We start from the raw sequence: 19,082 nt of genomic DNA, 5'->3' as shown, positions 1-19,082 counted from the left end.
GTTCGATATCAATGAACCAATGCTCTTGTTCTGCGCATGATCCCCGGATGGGATCACGGCAGCCGCTCCGTGCGGCTCCGCTCCATACAAGGAGAAGTCATGCGCATAGCCCGACCCCGGATCCGCGCCGGGGCCACAACGGCCGGGGCCACCGCCCTCGTTGCCGCTGCGATGATCGCCACCCCCCTGGGCAGCACCGCTGCCGTGGCATCCGCCCACGCCGTGCCGCAGACCAAGGCGGTCCCGGCCGTCGCCGGCCACCAGCTGGTCAGCGGTGTGAGCAGCCCCCTGCCCACCGAGCAGTGCCAGGCCAAGTGGAAGATCGCCTGCTACAGCCCGGTCCAGTACCGCCAGGCGTACGACCTCAACCCGCTGTACAAGTCCGGTATCACCGGCAAGGGCCGCACGATCGTCATCGTCGACTCCTTCGGCTCGCCGACCGTCCAGCACGATCTGGACGTGTACAGCAAGCAGTACGGGATGAAGAGCACCAAGGTGCAGGTCAAGAAGTGGGGCCATGTCCCCGCGTTCGACCCGGAGAACTCCGACATGACGGGCTGGGCCGGTGAGACGACGCTCGACGTGGAGATGGCCCACGCCGTCGCCCCGGACGCCAAGATCGTGCTCGTGGAGACCGCGGTCGCCGAGACCGAGGGTGTCACCGGCCTGCCGGAGATGATGTCCGCCGAGAAGTCCCTCATCGACCACGGCGTCGGCGATGTGATCACGCAGAGCTTCGGCGCCACGGAGAACACGTTCCCCGGCTTCGACAAGGGCGACTTCTCCAGCATCGGTTCGCTGCGCTACGCGTTCAAGGACGCCGCCAGGCGCGGGGTGACCGTCCTGGCTTCCTCCGGTGACGGCGGCGCCACCGACAGCACGGCGGACGGCAAGGGTTACTACACGAAGCGCGTCAACTCGTGGCCCTCGTCCGACCCGTTGGTGACATCGATCGGCGGCACCCAGCTGCACCTGGACGCCAAGGGCGACCGCACCGCGCCGGAGAGCGTCTACAACGACAACGGCGCGGGCGGCGGCGGCCAGTCGCACGTCTTCGGCCGTCCCGCGTACCAGAACGGCGTGAAGAAGGCCGTGGGCTCCCGCCGCGGCACCCCCGACATCTCGATGGCCGCAGCGGTCGACGGCGGTGCCTGGGTGTACTCCAGTTACGACCCGACGGCCGTCGGGTGGGACGTGTCCGGGGGCACCAGCGAGGCCAGCCCGCTGTTCTCCGGCATCGTCGCCCTCGCCGACCAGGCCGCCGGCCACCGGGTGGGCGACATCCACAAGGCGCTGTACGCCCTCTCGCCCCGCACGTCCTCGGGGGTCGTGGACGTCAGCGACGGGACGAACAACAGCTATCAGGGCGTCACCGGTTACACCGCCGTCAAGGGCTACGACATGGCCACCGGCGTCGGCACCGTGGACGCGGCCCGGTTCGTACCGGCCCTCGCACGCGCGAGCCGGCGCGGCTGAGCACAGGCCGCCCACGCGCGACACCCGCACGCGGCGGACCGCGTGCGGGTGTCCCGTACGGCAGGCGCGTCACCGCCTCCCGGCTTCAGCGCCGCTGCTTCACCTGGCCGGGTGCCGTGCGTGGTCCGTGAGGAGGGACCAGATCACGAAGACCCCGATCGCGATGGCGATGAAGGCCCAGATCGGCTGGTAGGGCAGCCACATGAAGTTGGCGACGACGCTGATCGCGGCCATCCCCACACCGAGCGCGCGGGCCCAGGGTGCGCCCCTGAGGATGCCGAGCCCGGTGAGGATGAGGAGCACGCCGATGGCCAGGTGGATCCAGCCCCAGGAGGTCAGGCTGAACTGGTAGGTGTAGTTGCCGACGTGCGTGTAGACGTTGTCCTTCGCGATACCGACGACGCCGTTGAGTACCGCCAGCACGCCGTCCACGAACAACAGCACACCGGCGAACAGGGTCCCCCCGCTTGCCCACGCGGTGTCACTGCCTCGGCCGGACTGCGTGTGGTGGGGTGCGGAGCCCCCTGACGGGGCTGTGGGCTGAGCCATGCGAGCCTCCTTCGCCGGGGTTGTCTGACTGCCCGGCGTCGCCCCGACCCTCTGCCTCCCCGGGGCGTGCCACCAGCCGGGCGGGGCCATTCGGGTGAACGGCGGGCCTGCTCGGACGGCCGCCGGGACACCCTCGCTGTGCCCTCCGGGTGCACTCGCCGTGCGCCCCGGGCCCCCGGCCGGCGCCCGCTCACCGCCGGCCGGTCACCGTGCCGCGTCCCCGGCCAGTCCGGCGAGCGCAGTGGCCTCCCTGCTGCCCTCCGGGGCGCTGAACGCGTGCACCACCAGCCCCGTCTCGCCGGGTGTCACCGGCACGTGCAGCGTCTGGGCGTCGAGGGTGAGCAGCCCGGCCACCGGATGCCGGATCCGCTTGCGTCCCGCGCCGCACATGACGACCTCGCCGGTGTCCCAGATTCTCCTGAACTCGTCGCTCCGCGCGAAGAGTTCACCGATCAGCTTGGTCAGCTCCGCGTCGTCGGGGAAGCGCCCCGCCGACACCCGCAGCTGGCCCACCGTCTCCGCGGCCCGCTCCTGCCACTCCGGGTGGACGACCCGGGACGCGGGGTCGAGGAAGTGGAACCTGGCGTTGTTCCGGTCGCGGCGGTCCGGGTCGGCCAGTCCTCCCATCAGCTCGGCCCCCAGGAGGTTCCACGCCACCACGTCGAGGCGGTGGTTCGTGACGAAGGCCGGGAAGTACGTCATGCCGTCCAGGAGCCGCTGCAGCGGTGCGCTGACGCGGGCCCTGGGCACGGGGCCGCTCCCGGCGCCGGCCAGGGTGGCCAGGTGCTTGCGCTCCGCAGCGTCGAGGCCGAGCGCCCGGGCCAGCGCGTCGAGCACCTCGTGGGACGGCTGGTGGGCACGTCCCTGTTCGAGGCGGACGTAGTAGTCGACGCTGATCCCGGCGAGCTGGGCCAGCTCCTCGCGGCGCAGCCCGCGCACCCGGCGGCGCCGGCCGCCGGCCAGGCCGACCTGCTCCGGGGCGACCCGGCCCCTGCGGGCACGCAGAAAACCGCCGAGCGCCCGGCGGGTGTCGCCGATCCCGTCGGCGGGCCCCGTCATGCCGCCGCGGCCGGGGGGTGGTTCGGCGCGGGAGCCCGGACCGGCGTTCCCGCCGGGGCGGGTGTCGGCGGGGTCGGTGCGCTCCAGCTGATTCGCGCTGTCCATGGAGCCCAGTATGGGTGGCACCGGCAGTACCAGGAACGTCGTACCGCCGGTGCGACAGGGTTCTGGCTCCCCTGCCGCGGCCGGGAGAACGTGGTGTCATGACCGAAGCCACGCAGCAGCAGCCACCTCGTCCGGCGGCCGCCGGACGGACGACCGCACCGGTGACCGCGCCGCCGGCCGGACCGAAGAAGATCCTCATCGTCACCGCCCACCCGGATCCCCGCTCGCTCACTGCCTCCCTCACCGATTTCGCGGCGGCGAGGCTGCGGGCCGGGGGGCACCACGTACAGGTGTCGGACCTCTACGCGATGAAGTGGAAGGCCGCGGTGGACGCCGACGACTTTCCCGCCCACGCCCCCGGCGAGCGGCTGGACGTGCTGGCCGCGTCGGGCGAGGCCACGCTGGCCGGGCGGCTTTCGGCGGACATCGCGGCGGAGCAGGAGAAGCTGCTGTGGTCGGACGCGGTGATCCTGCAGTTCCCGCTGTGGTGGTTCTCGGTACCGGCCATCCTGAAGGGCTGGATCGACCGGGTGTTCACGTTCCAGTTCGCGCACGGACCGTCCGTCCCCCCGCCGTACAGCGAGGGCGCCCTGGCGGGGCGGCGGGCGCTGGTCTCGGTGACGGCCGGCGCCCGGGAGACGGCCTTCGGCGACCGGGGCATCCACGGGCAGCTGAGCGGTGTCCTCCATCCGCTCCAGCACGGCCTGTTCTGGTTCACCGGCATCGCGCCGCTCGAACCGTTCGCGCTGTACGAGACGGTCGGCATCCCCGCGGAGGGGTTCGCGGCGGCGAAGCAGGCGTACGGGGAACGGCTCGACCGGCTCTTCACGGACGAGCCGGTCCCGTTCAGAACACTCACCGGCGGCGACTACGGCCATGACATGCGGCTGCTGCCGGGTGTGGAGGCGCCGGGCACGAACGGGCCGGACATCCACCTCAGGTGACCGGCCGCCCGGCGGCGGCAGGCTCCCGGTCCTGCGGTGTGCCGGCCCAGGGGCCCGCGACCGTGGAGCCCAGGCTGTCGAGGCAGGTGTCGACGGTGTGCAGCAGGGTGTCGAGCTCCCGGCCGCCGCTCGCCTGCCAGGTGCGCACCGCGACCGTCATGGCGCAGGCGTGCATGGCCACCAGGAGCTGGGGCCGGGGGTCGGACGGGTCCGTGAGGCCCTCCCGCGCGGCGAGGACCGCGGCGAGCCCGTCCTGCTGGCTCAGGAGGACGTGGTGGAAGGAGACGAGCAGGCCCGGGGTGACCGCCACGAGGTGCAGCACGGCGAGACAGGCCGGCGTGGAGCGGTAGCGGGGAAGGGCCCGTGCCACCTCGTGCAGGGCCCGGCGGGTGGCTGCGCGCAGCGCGGTGGGCGGGTCCTCGTCCGGCGGCCTGCGGTCCAGTTCGCGCAGGGTGAGGACGGCCATCTCGCGGAAGACCGCGAGCAGCACGTCGTCCTTGCCCGTGAAGTAGCGCAGCAGCGTCCGCTTGGAGACGCCGGCCGTCGCCGCGATGTCGTCCAGCGTGGTGCTCTCGTAGCCGCGGGAGCCGAACAGGTCGAGGGCGGCGTGGCAGAGCGCGTCACGGGTCCGGAGTTTCTTGCGGGCGCGCAGGCCGGCGGAGGCGGCGCGCTCTGCCGGGCTGGGGTGCATACGGGGTTCCTCCTGGGGCGGGCCGGCGCACGGGCCGCCCGCACTGTGGGCAGCCAGGGGATTCTGTCACCCGGTGCCATATGCTTTCGGGAGACACGCCTGTCCGGCTCCCGGCGGCAGGGGTGGCGTCGATCCCGTCAGGGGATCCCCACGTGGACCGGACGTGGGGGTCATGACGGCGGGCCGCAGGGCCTTCGACGCCGTCGCCCGCTGCCGCCGCCGCCCGGCGGGGCTGTCGAACCGCCTGTCCGCGTTGCCTGGAGGAACGTCCCGTATGTCTCGTCCCATCCGTGTCGCGATCGTCGGTGCCGGTCCGGCCGGCATCTACGCCGCCGACGCCCTGCTGAAGTCCGACGCCGCCCAGGCCCCGGGCGTCTCCATCGACCTCTTCGAGCGGATGCCCGCACCGTTCGGACTGATCCGGTACGGCGTCGCCCCGGACCATCCGCGGATCAAGGGCATCATCACCGCCCTCCACAAGGTGCTGGACAAGCCGCAGATACGGCTCTTCGGCAATGTGGACTACCCCGGCGACCTCACGCTGGACGACCTGCACCGCTTCTACGACGCCGTGGTCTTCTCCACCGGCGCCATGGCGGACCGCGCCCTGGACATACCCGGGATCGCCCTCGAAGGTTCGTTCGGCGCCGCGGACTTCGTCTCCTGGTACGACGGTCATCCGGACGTCGCACGGACCTGGCCGCTGGAGGCGGAGAAGGTCGCCGTCCTCGGGGTCGGCAACGTGGCCCTGGACGTCGCCCGGATCCTGGCCAAGACCGCCGACGAACTGCTGCCCACCGAGATCCCGCCGAACGTCCACGCGGGTCTGCGGCAGAACAAGGCCGTCGAGGTCCATGTCTTCGGCCGCCGCGGTCCCGCGCAGGCGAAGTTCAGCCCGATGGAGCTGCGCGAGCTCGACCACTCGCCGACCATCGAGGTCGTGGTCAACCCCGAGGACATCGACTACGACGAGGGCTCGATCGCCACCCGCCGCGGCGACAAGCAGGCCAACATGGTCGCCTCCACGCTGGAGAACTGGGCGATCCGCGACACCGGCACCCGGCCGCACAAGCTCTTCCTGCACTTCTTCGAGTCGCCCGAGGAGATCATCGGCGAGGACGGGCGCGTGGTCGGGCTGCGCACCGAGCGCACCGAGCTCGACGGCACCGGCAACGTCCGCGGTACCGGCCGCTTCACCGACTGGGACGTGCAGTCCGTCTACCGGGCCGTGGGCTACCGCTCGGAGGAGCTGCCCAAGCTGCCCTTCGACGTGGGGTCCGGCACCGTGCCGCACGAGGCGGGACGTGTTCTGGCCGCCGACAGCAGCCACCAGACCGCCGTCTACGTCACCGGCTGGATCAAGCGCGGCCCCATCGGTCTCATCGGCCACACCAAGGGCGACGCCAACGAGACCGTCGCCTGCCTTCTCGACGACCACGCGAACGGCCGTCTTCCCGGCGCCGTCCTGCCGGAGCCGGAGGCCGTCGACGCCTTCCTGCGGGACCGGGGCGTCCGGTACACGACGTGGGACGGCTGGTACCGGCTCGACAGCCAGGAGCGTGCCCTGGGCTCCGCCGAGGGCCGGGAGCGCGTGAAGGTCGTCGAGCGGGAGGACATGCTCCGCCACAGCGGCGCCTGACGCCCCTGCCGGGGAGCACCGCTCCCCGGCCCGGCAGATCCACCGGTGGACCCATCCGGCAGGCCCGGGTGGGTCCGACCGCGCTCAGGAGGGTTCCGGTCCTTCCGCCGCCACCTCGACGTGGTCGGCCACGGCGACGAGCAGCACCCGGGTGCCCTCCTCCCGGGCCCGCCAGCGGTGCCGGACCCCGCCGGTGAGGAAGAGCGTGTCGCCCCTGCCGAGACGGTAGGTGCGGCCCTCGGCCTCGACGTCGGCGCTGCCGTCGGCGACATACATCAACTCGGCGTTCCGGTGCTGGAATTCACGGTCCGCTTCGTGGCCGCCGGTGAACTCGAGCGCGTGCATCTGCTGGTGGCCGCGGACCAGCGGGCGCACCCGGGCGGCGGCGTCGAGCCCGGGGTCGGCGTCGGCGCGTACGACGTCCACCCGGCGCGGGGCACCGGCGGCGGCCAGCAGCTGCACGGCCGTGGTCTCCAGTGCGTCGGCGATGAGCTGCAGCGAGCGCATGCTGGGGCGGGCCCGGTCGTTCTCGATCTGGCTGAGGAACGGCGACGAGAGCCCGGTGAGGCCGGCGACCTCGGCGAGCGTGAGGTCCAGCGCCCTGCGCCGCCTGCGGATGCCAGGCCCGATCCGCAGTGCGGGCGATTCGGCTGTCACGTCGTGTTCCCTCGTCCCCGGTCCGTACCGTCCGCCGGACCCCGCTCGCTCTCTCCGTCCCCTGCCCGCCAGGGGTGGCGTCATCATCTCGCAGTCCGGGCGGGAGCTTCGTACTGCCTTCACAGCGCCGCAACACTGCGCCACTAGCTTCTAAGGAGATTGACCACATCAAACAAAGTTTCACAGGAGGGTCCTATGTCCCCGGTCGACCAGAACACCCGCCGCCGCCGCGGTACCGGCCTCATCGCGCTCGATCCCGAGGCGTCCGAGGGCGGCTACACCCTCTTCGCCCCGCTCACCGGGGCGGGCGAGGTGTACCTGATCGACCTGCGCGGCACGGTCGTCCACACCTGGAAGCTGCCCTACCGGCCCGGCCGGCACGCGCGCATCCTGCCGAACGGGAACCTCGCCTACAGCGGCGTACTCCCCGGTGAGCCCGCCCTCTTCCCCATGTGGCACAAGTACCGGGGCGGCGTGATGCTCGAAGCCGCCCCGGACGGCACCGTCCTGCGCGAGTACCGCGACCCGCTCCAGCACCACGACGCCCACCACCTGGGCGAAGGCCGCCTCCTCTACACCGCGCTCGAACCCCTGCGGGGCGCGGACGCGGACGGCGTGCGGGGCGGAGTGCCCGGCTCGGAGGCCGACGGCACGGTCTGGGCGGACACGATCCGGGAGGTCGGCGCGGACGGCTCGGTCAGCTGGTCGTGGCGCGCCTCCGAGCACCTCGACCGCGAGGAGTACGCGCTCCACCCCGACTACGCACGCGAGCACTGGCCCCTGATCAACAGCGTCGTCCCGCTCGCCGACGGAAACATCCTGGCAAGCCTGCGCAGCGTCTCGGCCGTCGTCGTCATCAGCCGTCGGACCGGCGAGATCCTGTGGCGGACCGGCCCCGGTGTCGTCTCCCAGCAGCACGCGCCCACCGAACCGGCCGACGGCCGGGTGCTCGTCTTCGACAACGGCGTCTTCCGGCCCGGGTCGGACGTGCCGTACTCCCGCGTCATCGAGATCGAGCGCTCCTCGGGGAAGATCGTGTGGGAGTACCACGACCCGGCCCGGGAGTCGTTCTTCGCCCCGTTCATGGGGAGCGCCCAGCGCCTGGCGGGCGGCAACACGCTCGTCACGGACTCGCCATCGGGCCGCCTCTTCGAGGTGACCCCCGACGGGTACCTGTGCTGGGAGTACGTCGTCCCGTACTTCGGCGGATACACGGAGTCCGAGGTGCGGGGCCTGTTCCCTTCGGAGCCCAACGCCGTCTTCCGCGCCTACCGGTACTCCGCGGAAGAGCTGCCCTGGCTGACCGCGGGAGCCACCCCGTGACCACCGCCGGCCCGCGTCCGGCGCAGGTCCACGCCGTCGACGAGCGGCTGCCGCTGCGCCGGCTGGCCCCGCTGTCCGCGCAACACGTCCTGGCGATGGTGGCCGCGCCCGTGTCCACGGTGTTCCTGACCGGCCAGGCGCTGGGTCTCGGCGCGGGCCGCACCGCTTCCCTGCTCAGCGCCACCCTCGTCCTGTGCGGCGCCGGGACACTCCTGCAGTCCCTCGGGGTGGGGCGGATCGGGGCCCGGCTGCCCTTCGTCATGCTGCCCGGCGGCGCCGCCACGGCGCTTTTCCTCCAGATCGCCAAGGACCACGGGCCGGCCACGGCGACCGGCTCGGTCGTGCTCGCGGCGGCGCTGCTCTGCGCCGTGCTGCCGTTCTACGCCAGGATCGTGCGGCTCTTCCCCCCGCTGGTCATGGGCGTCACCGTGCTGCTGATCGGCATCGGCATGATCAAGATCGCCGCACAGCTGATCACCGGGCCGGCCGGGGGCCCCGGGTACGCCGCGCCGGCCGCGACGGTGTCCGCCGCCGTGACCATCGGCTGCACCCTGCTGCTCCTGCTGCTGCTCCGCGGGGTGTGGCGGCAGACAGCGGTACTCCTCGGGATGGCCGCGGGGACGGTCATCGCCGTCACGACCGGCCTGGGCGAGTTCACGCCCGCCGGAGGTGACGGGGGCGGCGGCACGGCTCTTCCGCACTTCCTTCCGTACGGGGCGCCGCACTTCGACCTGCCGGCCGCGCTGCCCCTGCTCGTCTTCAGCCTCACCACACTCGCGGAGATCACCGGCCAGACCGTCCTCAACAGCGAGACCGTGGGCCGCCCCTCCGATCCCGGGCGGGATGTGCCCCGGGTCGCGAGGACCGACGCGCTGGTCTCGCTCATCGGCGGGCTGTTCGGCACGTCGCTCCTGGTGACCAGCTCGGAGAACATAGGAATCGTCCGGCTGACCGGGGTCCGCAGCCGCTTCGTCACGGCGGGGGCCGGCGCCCTGCTCGTCGTGGTGGGCCTGCTCGCCCCCCTCTCCCGGCTGCTGGCCGGAATCCCGGCGCCGGTCGTCGGAGGCTCCTCGCTGGTGATCTACGGGATCATCACCGTGATGGGCATCGACATGCTCGGCCGCGCGGCCCCCGGCGGAACGGCCGGCTCGGCGGTGATCGCCCTGGCCCTGGCCGCGGGGCTGCTCCCGGTGGTCGCACCCGATATCTACCAGGGCTTCCCCGGCTGGGCCAGGACGGTCCTGGGCAGCGGAGTGGTGGCGGGCACCCTCACCGCCGTCCTGCTCCACCCCCTCTTCCGGCGCGCGTCCCGCAGCGAGCCACCGCCACCGGACTCCCCCGTGCGGGCGTGCGCTCCGTAGCGGCGTCACACGCCGCGGGGCGCCCGGCAGGCCCCGCCCCGCCCGGCCGGGAGGCCCGGCAGCCCGGCGGGTGGCCGGGGGCCCCGGCGTGGCGCCCGCTGCCACAGGTGCGTGAGCTTGACATGGTGCGTACGGGAAGACTTGACGGGCCGTACGCCTCCGGAGAGGCGTCCCGGGCAGAGGAGCGTTGCGCATGAGCCTTCGGCTGAAGGGCATCACCCGCGAAGAACACCTGGCCTTCATCGCCACCCGGCCATCGGCGAGCCATATGCAGGTTCCGTCGTGGGGGGACGTGAAACCGGACTGGCGGGCGGAGAGCCTGGGCTGGTTCGACACGGACGGCGGCCTCGTCGGCGCGGGGCTGGTCCTCTTCAGACCCCTGCCGAGGCTGAAGCGCTACCTCGCCTATCTGCCCGAAGGCCCGGTCATCGACTGGCACGCGGCCGATCTGGGCCGGTGGCTGGAGCCGATGCTGGCCCATCTGAAGCGGCAGGGGGCCTTCTCGGTGAAGATGGGGCCGCCCGTGGTCGCCCGGTGCTGGGACACCGAAGCGGTCAAGGCGGCGATCGCCGACCCGGGAGCCGCCAGGCTGCGGGACGCCGACCCGACCTGGCACGAGCCCCGGGCGGCGGACATCGCGGACCGGCTGCGCCGGATGGGGTGGCAGCAGACCGAGCCCGGCGGGGAGGACGGCTTCGCCGCGGGCCAGCCGCGGTACGTGTTCCAGGTGCCGTTCGCGGGACGCTCGCTCGACGAGGTGCACAAGAGCCTCAACCAGCAGTGGCGCCGCAACATCAAGAAGGCGGAGAAGGCCGGTGTCACCGTGGAGCGCGGCGAGTACGCGGACCTGTCCGCCTTCTACGACCTCTACGTCGAGACCGCAGGGCGGGACCGCTTCATCCCCCGCCCGCTCCCCTACTTCCAGCGGATGTGGACCGTACTGACGGCCGAGCACCCCGACCGTATGCGGCTCTATCTCGCCCGGCACGAGGGGGAAGTGCTCGCCGCGGCCACGATGCTGACGGTCGGTGACCACGTCTGGTACTCCTACGGCGCCTCCACCAGCAGGAAGCGCGAGGTCCAGCCGAACAACGCCATCCAGTGGCGCATGATGTCCGACGCCCACGCGCTCGGCGCGGGCGTCTACGACCTGCGGGGCATCACCGACACCCTGGAGGAGAGCAACCACCTGCTGGGGCTGCTCCGTTTCAAGGTCGGCACCGGCGGCCACGCGATCGAGTACCTGGGCGAGTGGGACTTCCCGCTCAACCGCTTCCTGCACAAGGCCCTCGACCTGTACATGTCCCGGCGCTGACCGGCCCCGGCCGCGCCCGTGCCGGCCGGTCCGGACCTCACTCCCGGCCGAGCAGCTCCAGCGCCTCGGTCCAGCGGAAACGGCCGGCGGCGCCCGCCCCGCCGGGGACGAACGCGCTGAAGAGAACGCCCATGTCGCGCAGCGCGTCCACGCTCCGCCGGTAGGCGGGGTGGGCGGCCTGGGCCGCGTTCAGACAGGGCAGTACGGCGGTGGGGACGCCCGCGCCGTACGCCTCGCACAGGATGCCGAGCGCCAGGGTGTCGGAGATGCCGGCCGCCCATTTGTTGATGGTGTTGAAGGTGGCGGGCGCGACCGCGATGGCGTCAGCGGGCGGCAGCGGGCGCGGGTCGCCAGGGGCGCGCCAGGCGGACCTGATCGGGTAGCCGGTCCGGGCCACCACCGCGTCCGCGTCGATGAAGCCGAGCCCCTGCGGGGTGGCGACGACACCCACGTCCCACCCCTGTTCCTGAGCGGCGGCGATCAGCTCGCCCACCCCGCCCGCGATGCCGGACGCGCAGACCACCACGTACAGGAAGGGCCGCCGCTGCGGGGCGGACGGCCCGCTGCCGGGCCGTTCCTTCCGGTCGGACTGTTCTGTCATGCGGCCCCCGGCTGCCTGGTGGAGTGACGTGCCGGGACCAGTCTGCGGTACGCGCGGCGCGGGCGCGGACGGCTGGGGCGGGGCGCCGAGTGCGCGGGGCCGCGCCGGCAACAGCGGCCCCGCACGCCCGCCCGTCCTCAGCGTGCCCGGATCGCCCGCACCAGTTCCGCCACGCCGTGCTCCCGCAGCACCTGGTAGTGGTCGCCGGTCAGTTCCACCACCTTGGGCGGGGCCGCCGAGTAGCCCGAGCGGCCCTCGATGAACGAGTAGTCGTCCCCTGCGGCCTTGAACAGGGTGACGGGGGCGGCCAGCCGGCGCTCCACCAGCTCGCCGAAGGTGTAGTCGAACTCGTAGGTGGCCGCGACGATCCGGGTGATGCGGCGGATCACCCCCGGGTCGAGCGCGGGGACCGCCTCGTGGACGAACGCCACGAATCCCTCCTCGTCCCGCACCGTCCGCAGGCAGGCCGCGAGTTCGGGCCCGCCGATGCGTCCGAGGAACACCGACAGGAGGACCGCGGTGTAGACCGGGTTGGTGAGAGCGGCCTCACGGCTGTACTGCTCCCCCTCCGCGATCCCCACCGTCGGGTTGCCCGGGCAGATCAGCAGCACCTCGTCCACCTTGTGGCCGGCCTGCTCCAGCTGCCACGCCGCCTCGAAGGCGACGCGCGCGCCGAAGGAGTAGCCCCACAGTGTGTAGGGGCCCTCGGGCTGCACCGCGCGTATCTCCGCGATGTCCGCCGCGGCCATCTCGCCGATGGTGGCGAAGGGGGTCTCCCCGTCGTTGATCCCGGCGGCCTGGATGCCGTAGAACGGCCCGCCCGCGGCCGACTCGGCCGCCAGCGTCCGCAGGTTCATCGGGTACCCGCCGAGGCCGGGCCAGCAGAACACCGGCTGCCCCGCGCCGTTGTCGTGCAGCGGCAGCAGCCGGGACGACGCGGCGGGCGCGTCCTGCGCCACCCTGGCTGCCAGGTCGGCGAGGCGCGGGCACTCGAAGAGGACCTGCAGCGGAAGCGAGGTGCCGAACTCGCGGTTGACGCGGTGGGTGAGGGTCACCGCCACCAGGGAGTTGCCGCCCCGGGCGAAGAAGGCGTCCGCCATCGACACGTCCGGGTACTTCAGCGCCGCACCCCACAGGGCGGCCAGCCGGCGCTCGACCTCGGTCGCGGGAGCCACGTGCGGCTCCCCCGACGACCCCGCGTCGCGGACCGCGTCCGACGCGGCCAGCGCGACGGAGTCCACTTTGCCGTTGGCGGTGAGCGGCAGCGCGTCCACCACCTGCACCCGGTCGGGGATCATGTAGTCCGGCAGCAGCCGCACCAGGTCGTCGCGGATCATCTCCGTCGGACCCCGCATGTGGACCGAGTCCTCCCGCATGCCGCGGGACGACAGCTGTTCGTCGCTGACCCGGCCGCCGACGAAGAAGTAGGACGGCCCCGGGGCGATGCCCGCACCGGTCAGGAGGTCGTCGAGGCGCAGCGCGGCGGGCAGCGGGTTGCCGCTGCGGGAGGAGTAGCCGGACGACATCAGCCCCAGCCGCAGACCGTTGCACTGGAGGTGGTGGAGGGCGCGGCCCAGCACCACGTACCGCAGCCAGGGGCGCTCCTCGCGGCTGACCGCGGATATACCGAACGACGAGGTCCCGTACACCCCCTGGTTGATGGCGATCACGTCCCGGCGGCGGACCACCTCGTCCGAGACGTACCGGAGCTCACCGCCGGTGTAGCGGTACATGCCCTCCGTGAGCCCGGCGACCCGGTCACCGTGCGCCTGCACGAAGAGGTCGACCGCGGAGCCCGCGGCCTCACCGTCGGCTGCGGGCACCAGGTCGAAGGCGCCCATGTAGTGGTCGTCGGAGGCCGCGCCCAGGTGCGCGGGGAACGCGGCGTCGCGGCCTGCGGGGCGTACGGCCAGGCCGAACGCGGGCAGCACCCGGTCGAGCACGCCGAGCATGTGCCCCGCCTCGAACTCCAGCACCTCGTCGATGTTGTTGCTGTACACCGGGGCGATGGCGGCGCGGCGGCCGAGGAAGTGGACACGGGTCCCGCGGTGCGCCCCGTCCGGGAGGTCACCGACCCGTACCAGCTCGTGGCGCGAGGGGTGGAAGTAGTGGACGCCCGCGTCGAGCCGGCTGCCCGCGCCGGCCGTTCCGTCGGTCTCCAGGTACATCTGCGTCGCGTACAGGGCGCCGGGCGAGGCGTAGGCGTACTTCGGGAGCAGCCGCTCCTCACTGTGGAACGGCCCGAACCAGCGGAGCACCTCACCCAGTGCGGCGAGGTCCGGACCTCCGGCGGAGGTGCCCGGCGCGGGGACGGCGGCGGGCTGCGACAGGAGTTCCACCAGGTCGTCCCTGGTCACTGCCTCGGCGCCGTCGTGGAAGCGGTACGTCTTGCGGGCGAAGACCTCCTCCTGCTGCGCGGCGCTCCCCCCGGCGCCCGGCAGGGGCACCACGGGCAGCCCCTCCAGTTCCTCGTCGGTCCTGATCCCGGGGTGGGAGAGCTGGGCCCGCACCTGGAGCCGGCTCGCCTTGGACTGGTGGTGCGCGCCGTGGTTGCCCTGGTCCATCAGGGCGGCCTCGCGCGGGTTCAGCTCCACGCAGGCCACCAGGGTCTGCCAGCCGGTGTCGGGAGCGCGGGTGACGACGGCGGCGGCCCGGCGGACCCAGGTGTGCTCCTCGACCGCCGACGCGACCTCCTCCAGTTCCACCCGGTAGCCGCGCAGTTTGACCTGGCTGTCGATGCGGCCCGAGAACTGCAGGGTGCCGTCCGGGTTCCAGGAGACCAGGTCACCCGTGCGGTACAGCGGCTCACCGGGCGAGAGCGGGCTCGTCACGAAGCGCTGCGCCGTCTGCTCCGGGAGGTTGAGGTAGCCCCGGGCCACCTGCACGCCGCCGAGGTACAGCTCGCCCTTCTCACCGATGTCGACCGGGCGGCCGAGGCCGTCCAGCACGAAGGCGGTGACACCGTCCACGGGGGTGCCGATCGGCACGGTCGTGGACTGCGCGCCGCTCTCCGGGGCCGGTGAGGTGACCACGTGCGCCGTGGCGTTGATGGTGCACTCGGTCGGGCCGTAGAGGTTCACCAGCGACACGTCCGGCAGCGCGGCGGCGAACTCCCCGGCCAGCGCGGTCGTCAGGGCCTCGCCGCCGCAGAAGACCCGCCGCAGGGAACGGGAACCGGTGAACCCGTCGGTCTCCAGCAGCGCCTGCAGCAGCGTCGGTACGCACTGGAGTGTGGTCACCGCGTGGTCGCGCACCAGCGCGACGACCGCCTCGGGGTCCCGGTGGACGCTCGGCCGGCCCGCCACCACGGCGGCGCCCACGGCCGGGGCGAGGATCTCCCACTGCGCCGCGTCGAAGCTCATCGGGGTCTTCTGCAGGATCCGCACACCGGGACCGAGCTGACCGGTCGACCGGAGCCATCTCAACTGGGAGACCACGGAACGGTGTTCGATCATGACGCCCTTGGGGCGGCCCGTCGAGCCCGAGGTGTAGATGACATAGGCGAGGTCCCCGGGCCGGGCCGCCGGCAGGGGTGCCCGCGGCTCACCGGTGGCGGGCGGCCCCGGCTCGTCCAGGACGATCACGGTGGCCTGCGGTCCGGCGAGCGCGCGGGCCTTCTCCGCGAGGTGGGACTGGGTGACCAGCAGCCGGGTCCCCGAGTCGCGCACCATGAACCGCAGGCGCTCCTCCGGGTATTCGGGCGAGAGGGGGAGGTACGCCCCGCCGGACGCGAGGATGCCCCACACCCCCACCACCAGGTCGGCGGAGGGCTCCGCGTACAGGCCGACCGTGACATCGGCCCCGGCTCCCAGACCGGCCAGGCGGTGCCCGAGGGACTCCGCGGCGCGGACGAGATCGCTGTGGGTCAGCCGGCCCTCCGCGTGTTCCAGCGCGGTGGCACCGGGGCGTTCGGCAGCCTCCTGTCTGAGCAGGTCGAAAAGGACCGGCTCGTGCAGAGGGGTGGCTGCCCGGGCTGACGGGTGGGTCTGAGTCTCCATGGGATCCTTCGTGGCACGAGGTGCCGTGGCGTGTCCGGGCACGGCAACGGGTCTACGGGCGGACGAGGTGGGGGGACTCACCGGCTCGGTCGGCGGCGCCCGTGACACTCGCTCCATCGATCCCCCGTCGGAGCCGGGCGGGCGACGCCTGGCGGTCGCTAGGAGTGTGCGCTCGGTTATTCCCGATCACCTCCTGTCCGGATCCCGATCGGGGGTAACCGCCTAGACTCGTGCCGAACGCCGCCCCGGCCAGGGAGTTTGGCGTTCATGACGGGGGGACGGGGTATGACAGGGAAGGCAGACCCGGTGGCGCATTTCAACGTCCTGGGATCGTTGGAATGCTGGGCCGACGGAAGCCGTGTGCACGCCGGAGGACCGGTGCACGAGCGGGTGCTCGCGATGCTGCTGCTGGAGAACGGGCACGTGGTGCCGGTGGCCCGCCTGGTGGAGGCAGCCTGGGACGAGGAGCCGCCCACCACCGCCTCCCATCAGATCCGCAAGGCGGTGGCCGCGCTCAGGAGCCGAATACCGGGCGGCCGGGACCTGTTCCTCACCGACGGTCCCGGATACCGGGCGGTGGTCGACGACGAACAGCTCGACCTGCGGGTGTTCTCCCGCTCCGTGCGGCAGGGCGCCCAGGCCCTCGCGGACGGCGACCCGGTCGGAGCCCGCGGCCTGTTGCAGGCCGCGCTGGCCCTGTGGCGCGGTCCGGTGCTCGCCGGAGACGGCGGGGAGGTCATCGCCGGGGCCTCCACCCCCCTGGAGGAACGGTGGCTGACCGCCACCGAACAGCTCTTCCGGATAAGACTCGACGACGGGGAGGCCGCCGAACTCGTCGGTGATCTGCGGGCGGCCGTCGCCGCCCACCCGCTGCGGGAGACGCTCCGGGGCCAGTTGATGCTCGCTCTCTACCGGTCACAGCGGCAGGCCGAGGCCCTCAAGGAGTACGAGGCGGTCCGCGCGATGCTCCGGGACGAGCTCGGCGTCGACCCCGGGCCGCATCTCAAGGCACTCCACCGGGCGATACTCCAGGAGGCCCCGGAGGCCGCCGCCCCCGCCCGCACCAGGCGGCGCCCCGCACCGCCCGGTGCCGTCCCCGCCGATCCGTGCGAGGACCCCCCGGGACCCCGCACCCTCCCCAGCGACCTGAGCGACTTCACCGGACGGCAGGCGGAACTCGACAGGCTCCTCGCCTACGCCACCGCCCCCGAGCCCACGAACGGGCTGCGGGTGGTGGCCGTCGACGGCATGGGCGGCTCGGGCAAGACGACGCTCGCCGTCCACGCCGCACACCGGCTGGCAGCGCGCTACCCCGACGGCCAGCTCCACATCGACCTGCGGGGATTCACCCCCGGCGAGCAGCCGCTCCGGCCCGCTGCGGTCATCTCGACCCTGCTGGGCGCACTGGGCGTGCCCCCCGAGCGGGTGCCGGAGGACGACGCCGGGCGGGACGCGCTGTGGCAGTCGACGCTCGCCGGGCGGCGCATCCTGCTCCTCCTCGACAACGCGGCGGACCTCTCCCAGATCAAGCCGGTACTTCCCGCGTCCCCCTGCGCGCTGGTCCTCGTCACGAGCAGGGTCCGCCTGGTCGCCCTCGACGGGGCGGACTGGATCTCCCTGGGTGAGATGACGGGCGAGGACAGCACGGCCCTCATCGCGCGGACCCTCGGCCGTGACCTCGCCGACAACGACCCGGAGGCCACCGCGGCGCTCGCGAGTCTCTGCGGCCATCTCCCTCTGGCGCTGCGCATCTCCACCGCCCGGCTGCGCAACAGGCCACGCTGGACCGTGCGCAACCTGGTGGACCGGCTCAGCGACGAGTCCCGCAGGCTGGACGAGCTCAACTCCGGGGACCGCGGTGTGGCGGTCAACCTGCGCCTGTCGTACCAGGCACTCGACCAGTGGCACCGGACGGCGTTCCGCCTGCTCGGCCTGCACCCCGGCACCCATGCCGACGTCCACTCGGCCGCCGCCCTCCTCCAGGTCGGCACGCAGGAGGCCGACGAGGTCCTGGAGAACCTGCTCGACATGCACCTGTTGCAGCAGCACGAGGTGGGCTCGTACGCCTTCCACGATCTGGTGGGGGCGTTCGCGAGGAGTCTGCGCAACGAAGGGACGGAGGAGGCCGATGTGACCGCCTTCGAACGCCTGCTGGACTTCCTGTTCCGGGCGACGGAGCAGGCCTGCACCGTGCTCTTCCCCGGCCGTGTGGCGTACGGCGCGCCCGTCCGGGAGGAGCCGTCGGCGCAGAGCGAGCTGCCGCGGCTGGACACCCCGGAGCTGGCCCGCGCCTGGTTCGACCAGGAGCTGGACTCGCTGAAGGCCGCCGTCCGTCTCGCCCACGAGTGGGGGCTCCAGCGGCAGGCCGTACGGCTCGCGCGCAATGTGGTCTTCCACCTCAACCTGCGCAGCCGCACCGAGGAGTTCCACGAGGTCTCGATGGTCTCGGTGGCCGCCGCCCGCGACCTGGGCGACGGGCTGGCCCTCCGGATGAGTCTCTCCAACCTGGCGGCGGCCCAGTGGAAGCTGGGCAGGCTCAGGGAGGGCGCGGTGTCGGCGGAGGAAGCCGTCGAGATCGCCCGGCGGATCGGTGACAGGCGGGGCGAGGCCTTCAGCCTCGATCTGCTGGGGCTGCTCCACATGTCGCTGGGCGACCTCTCCACCGGCCGGGACCATCTGACGCAGAGCGTCGCCCTCCATGTGGCGACCGGCAACGCCGCGCAGGAGGCGACGGCGCTGTGCAACCTCAGCACCGTCAACACCTGGCTCGGCGACCTCCAGGAGGCGACGCGGGCGGCGGAGCGGGCCCGCGCCATCTACCGGCGGCTCGGGGACCACGACAACGAGGTGGCGGCGCTCAACGACCTCGCCATCGCGCACCTGCAGATGGGCGATCCGCACGCCGCGCGCCGCTGTGTGGCCGAGACCGAGGACATGGTCGACGAGAGCCGGATGCCGGAGAACCTGGCGCTCACCCTGGCCCTCGCGGCGGATGTCCACCACCGCCTCGGGGACACCGAGGGGGCGGACAGCAGGCTGGACCGGGCCCTGACCCTGGCGAGGTCGCGCGGCACCCCGATCCGGCGCGCGACGATCGAGAACATCGCCGGTTTCGTGCATCTGCGGCGTGGTGAGCCGGAGGCCGCGCTGGCCCTGCACCGCCACGCCCACCGGTCGTCCGAGTCGATCGGTTACCGCTTCGAGCAGGCGCGGGCGCTCACCGGCATGGCGGCTGCCTCCGTCGCGCTCGGATTCGGCGCGGAGGCAACGGAGTTCGGGCAGCGCGCCGCGGAACTCTTCGACCGCATGCGGGTGCCCGCCGCAGGACGGCCGCCGGTGACGGTCTGAGGCCTCCCCGGCCGTA

13 protein-coding genes are annotated in these 19,082 nt (G+C 72.8%); 7 read left to right on the top strand and 6 right to left on the bottom strand.

Annotated features, from left to right (window positions below; translation table 11 throughout):
- The first annotated feature begins 99 nt into the window (after positions 1–99).
- On the top strand, positions 100–1,476 hold the full coding sequence (locus OG917_RS18215; protein ID WP_328318665.1) for a S53 family peptidase: 1,377 nt from the start codon (positions 100–102) through the stop codon (positions 1,474–1,476).
- A gap of 99 nt (positions 1,477–1,575) precedes the next feature.
- Here the strand turns inward: OG917_RS18215 and OG917_RS18210 are convergent, their stop codons facing one another.
- Positions 1,576–2,025 (bottom strand): DUF7144 family membrane protein, encoded by a 450-nt coding sequence (locus OG917_RS18210; protein ID WP_328318664.1) that lies wholly within the window; start codon positions 2,023–2,025, stop codon positions 1,576–1,578.
- Between the two features lie 204 nt (positions 2,026–2,229).
- The gene (locus OG917_RS18205) at positions 2,230–3,189 is read right to left on the bottom strand and encodes a helix-turn-helix domain-containing protein (RefSeq protein ID WP_328318663.1); all 960 of its coding nucleotides are present in this window, start codon (positions 3,187–3,189) and stop codon (positions 2,230–2,232) included.
- A gap of 98 nt (positions 3,190–3,287) precedes the next feature.
- On the opposite strand from OG917_RS18205, the gene OG917_RS18200 reads away from it, so the two are divergent.
- Complete coding sequence (locus OG917_RS18200) at positions 3,288–4,133, top strand: NAD(P)H-dependent oxidoreductase (protein ID WP_328318662.1); 846 nt, start codon at positions 3,288–3,290, stop codon at positions 4,131–4,133.
- Here the strand turns inward: OG917_RS18200 and OG917_RS18195 are convergent.
- Positions 4,126–4,824 (bottom strand): TetR/AcrR family transcriptional regulator, encoded by a 699-nt coding sequence (locus OG917_RS18195; protein WP_328318661.1) that lies wholly within the window; start codon positions 4,822–4,824, stop codon positions 4,126–4,128. The genes OG917_RS18200 and OG917_RS18195 overlap by 8 nt on opposite strands.
- A 274-nt stretch (positions 4,825–5,098) precedes the next feature.
- On the opposite strand from OG917_RS18195, the gene OG917_RS18190 reads away from it, so the two are divergent.
- Positions 5,099–6,463: an FAD-dependent oxidoreductase gene (locus OG917_RS18190; RefSeq protein WP_328318660.1), complete on the top strand. Its 1,365-nt coding sequence runs from the start codon at positions 5,099–5,101 to the stop codon at positions 6,461–6,463.
- An 84-nt stretch (positions 6,464–6,547) separates the two neighbouring features.
- On the opposite strand, the gene OG917_RS18185 is transcribed toward OG917_RS18190, so the two are convergent.
- Positions 6,548–7,120 carry a helix-turn-helix domain-containing protein gene (locus OG917_RS18185; protein WP_328318659.1) on the bottom strand — a complete coding sequence of 191 codons (573 nt, stop codon included), beginning with the start codon at positions 7,118–7,120 and terminating at the stop codon, positions 6,548–6,550.
- 195 nt (positions 7,121–7,315) lie between these two features.
- On the opposite strand from OG917_RS18185, the gene OG917_RS18180 reads away from it, so the two are divergent.
- From OG917_RS18180 to OG917_RS18170, 3 genes are all read left to right on the top strand, one after another.
- Positions 7,316–8,443 (top strand): aryl-sulfate sulfotransferase, encoded by a 1,128-nt coding sequence (locus OG917_RS18180; RefSeq protein ID WP_328318658.1) that lies wholly within the window; start codon positions 7,316–7,318, stop codon positions 8,441–8,443.
- Positions 8,440–9,804 carry a uracil-xanthine permease family protein gene (locus tag OG917_RS18175; RefSeq protein WP_328318657.1) on the top strand — a complete coding sequence of 455 codons (1,365 nt, stop codon included), beginning with the start codon at positions 8,440–8,442 and terminating at the stop codon, positions 9,802–9,804. Before OG917_RS18180 ends, OG917_RS18175 begins: the two co-directional genes overlap by 4 nt.
- A gap of 193 nt (positions 9,805–9,997) precedes the next feature.
- Entirely contained in the window at positions 9,998–11,119 is a 1,122-nt protein-coding gene (locus tag OG917_RS18170; protein ID WP_328318656.1) for a lipid II:glycine glycyltransferase FemX, read from the top strand.
- Positions 11,120–11,156: 37 nt separating this feature from the next.
- Here the strand turns inward: OG917_RS18170 and OG917_RS18165 are convergent, their stop codons facing one another.
- Positions 11,157–11,720: a flavoprotein gene (locus OG917_RS18165; protein ID WP_328318655.1), complete on the bottom strand. Its 564-nt coding sequence runs from the start codon at positions 11,718–11,720 to the stop codon at positions 11,157–11,159.
- A 137-nt stretch (positions 11,721–11,857) separates the two neighbouring features.
- Complete coding sequence (locus OG917_RS18160) at positions 11,858–15,718, bottom strand: amino acid adenylation domain-containing protein (RefSeq protein ID WP_328318654.1); 3,861 nt, start codon at positions 15,716–15,718, stop codon at positions 11,858–11,860.
- 285 nt (positions 15,719–16,003) lie between these two features.
- Between OG917_RS18160 and OG917_RS18155 the strand changes: the two genes are divergently transcribed.
- Positions 16,004–19,066, top strand: a complete 3,063-nt coding sequence (locus OG917_RS18155) for an AfsR/SARP family transcriptional regulator (RefSeq protein WP_328318653.1) — start codon at positions 16,004–16,006, stop codon at positions 19,064–19,066.
- Positions 19,067–19,082 lie beyond the last annotated feature (16 nt).

This window comes from Streptomyces sp. NBC_00388 (assembly GCF_036061255.1).
In the GTDB taxonomy this organism is placed as follows: domain Bacteria; phylum Actinomycetota; class Actinomycetes; order Streptomycetales; family Streptomycetaceae; genus Streptomyces.
This window is presented reverse-complemented; position numbering and strand designations above follow the sequence as displayed.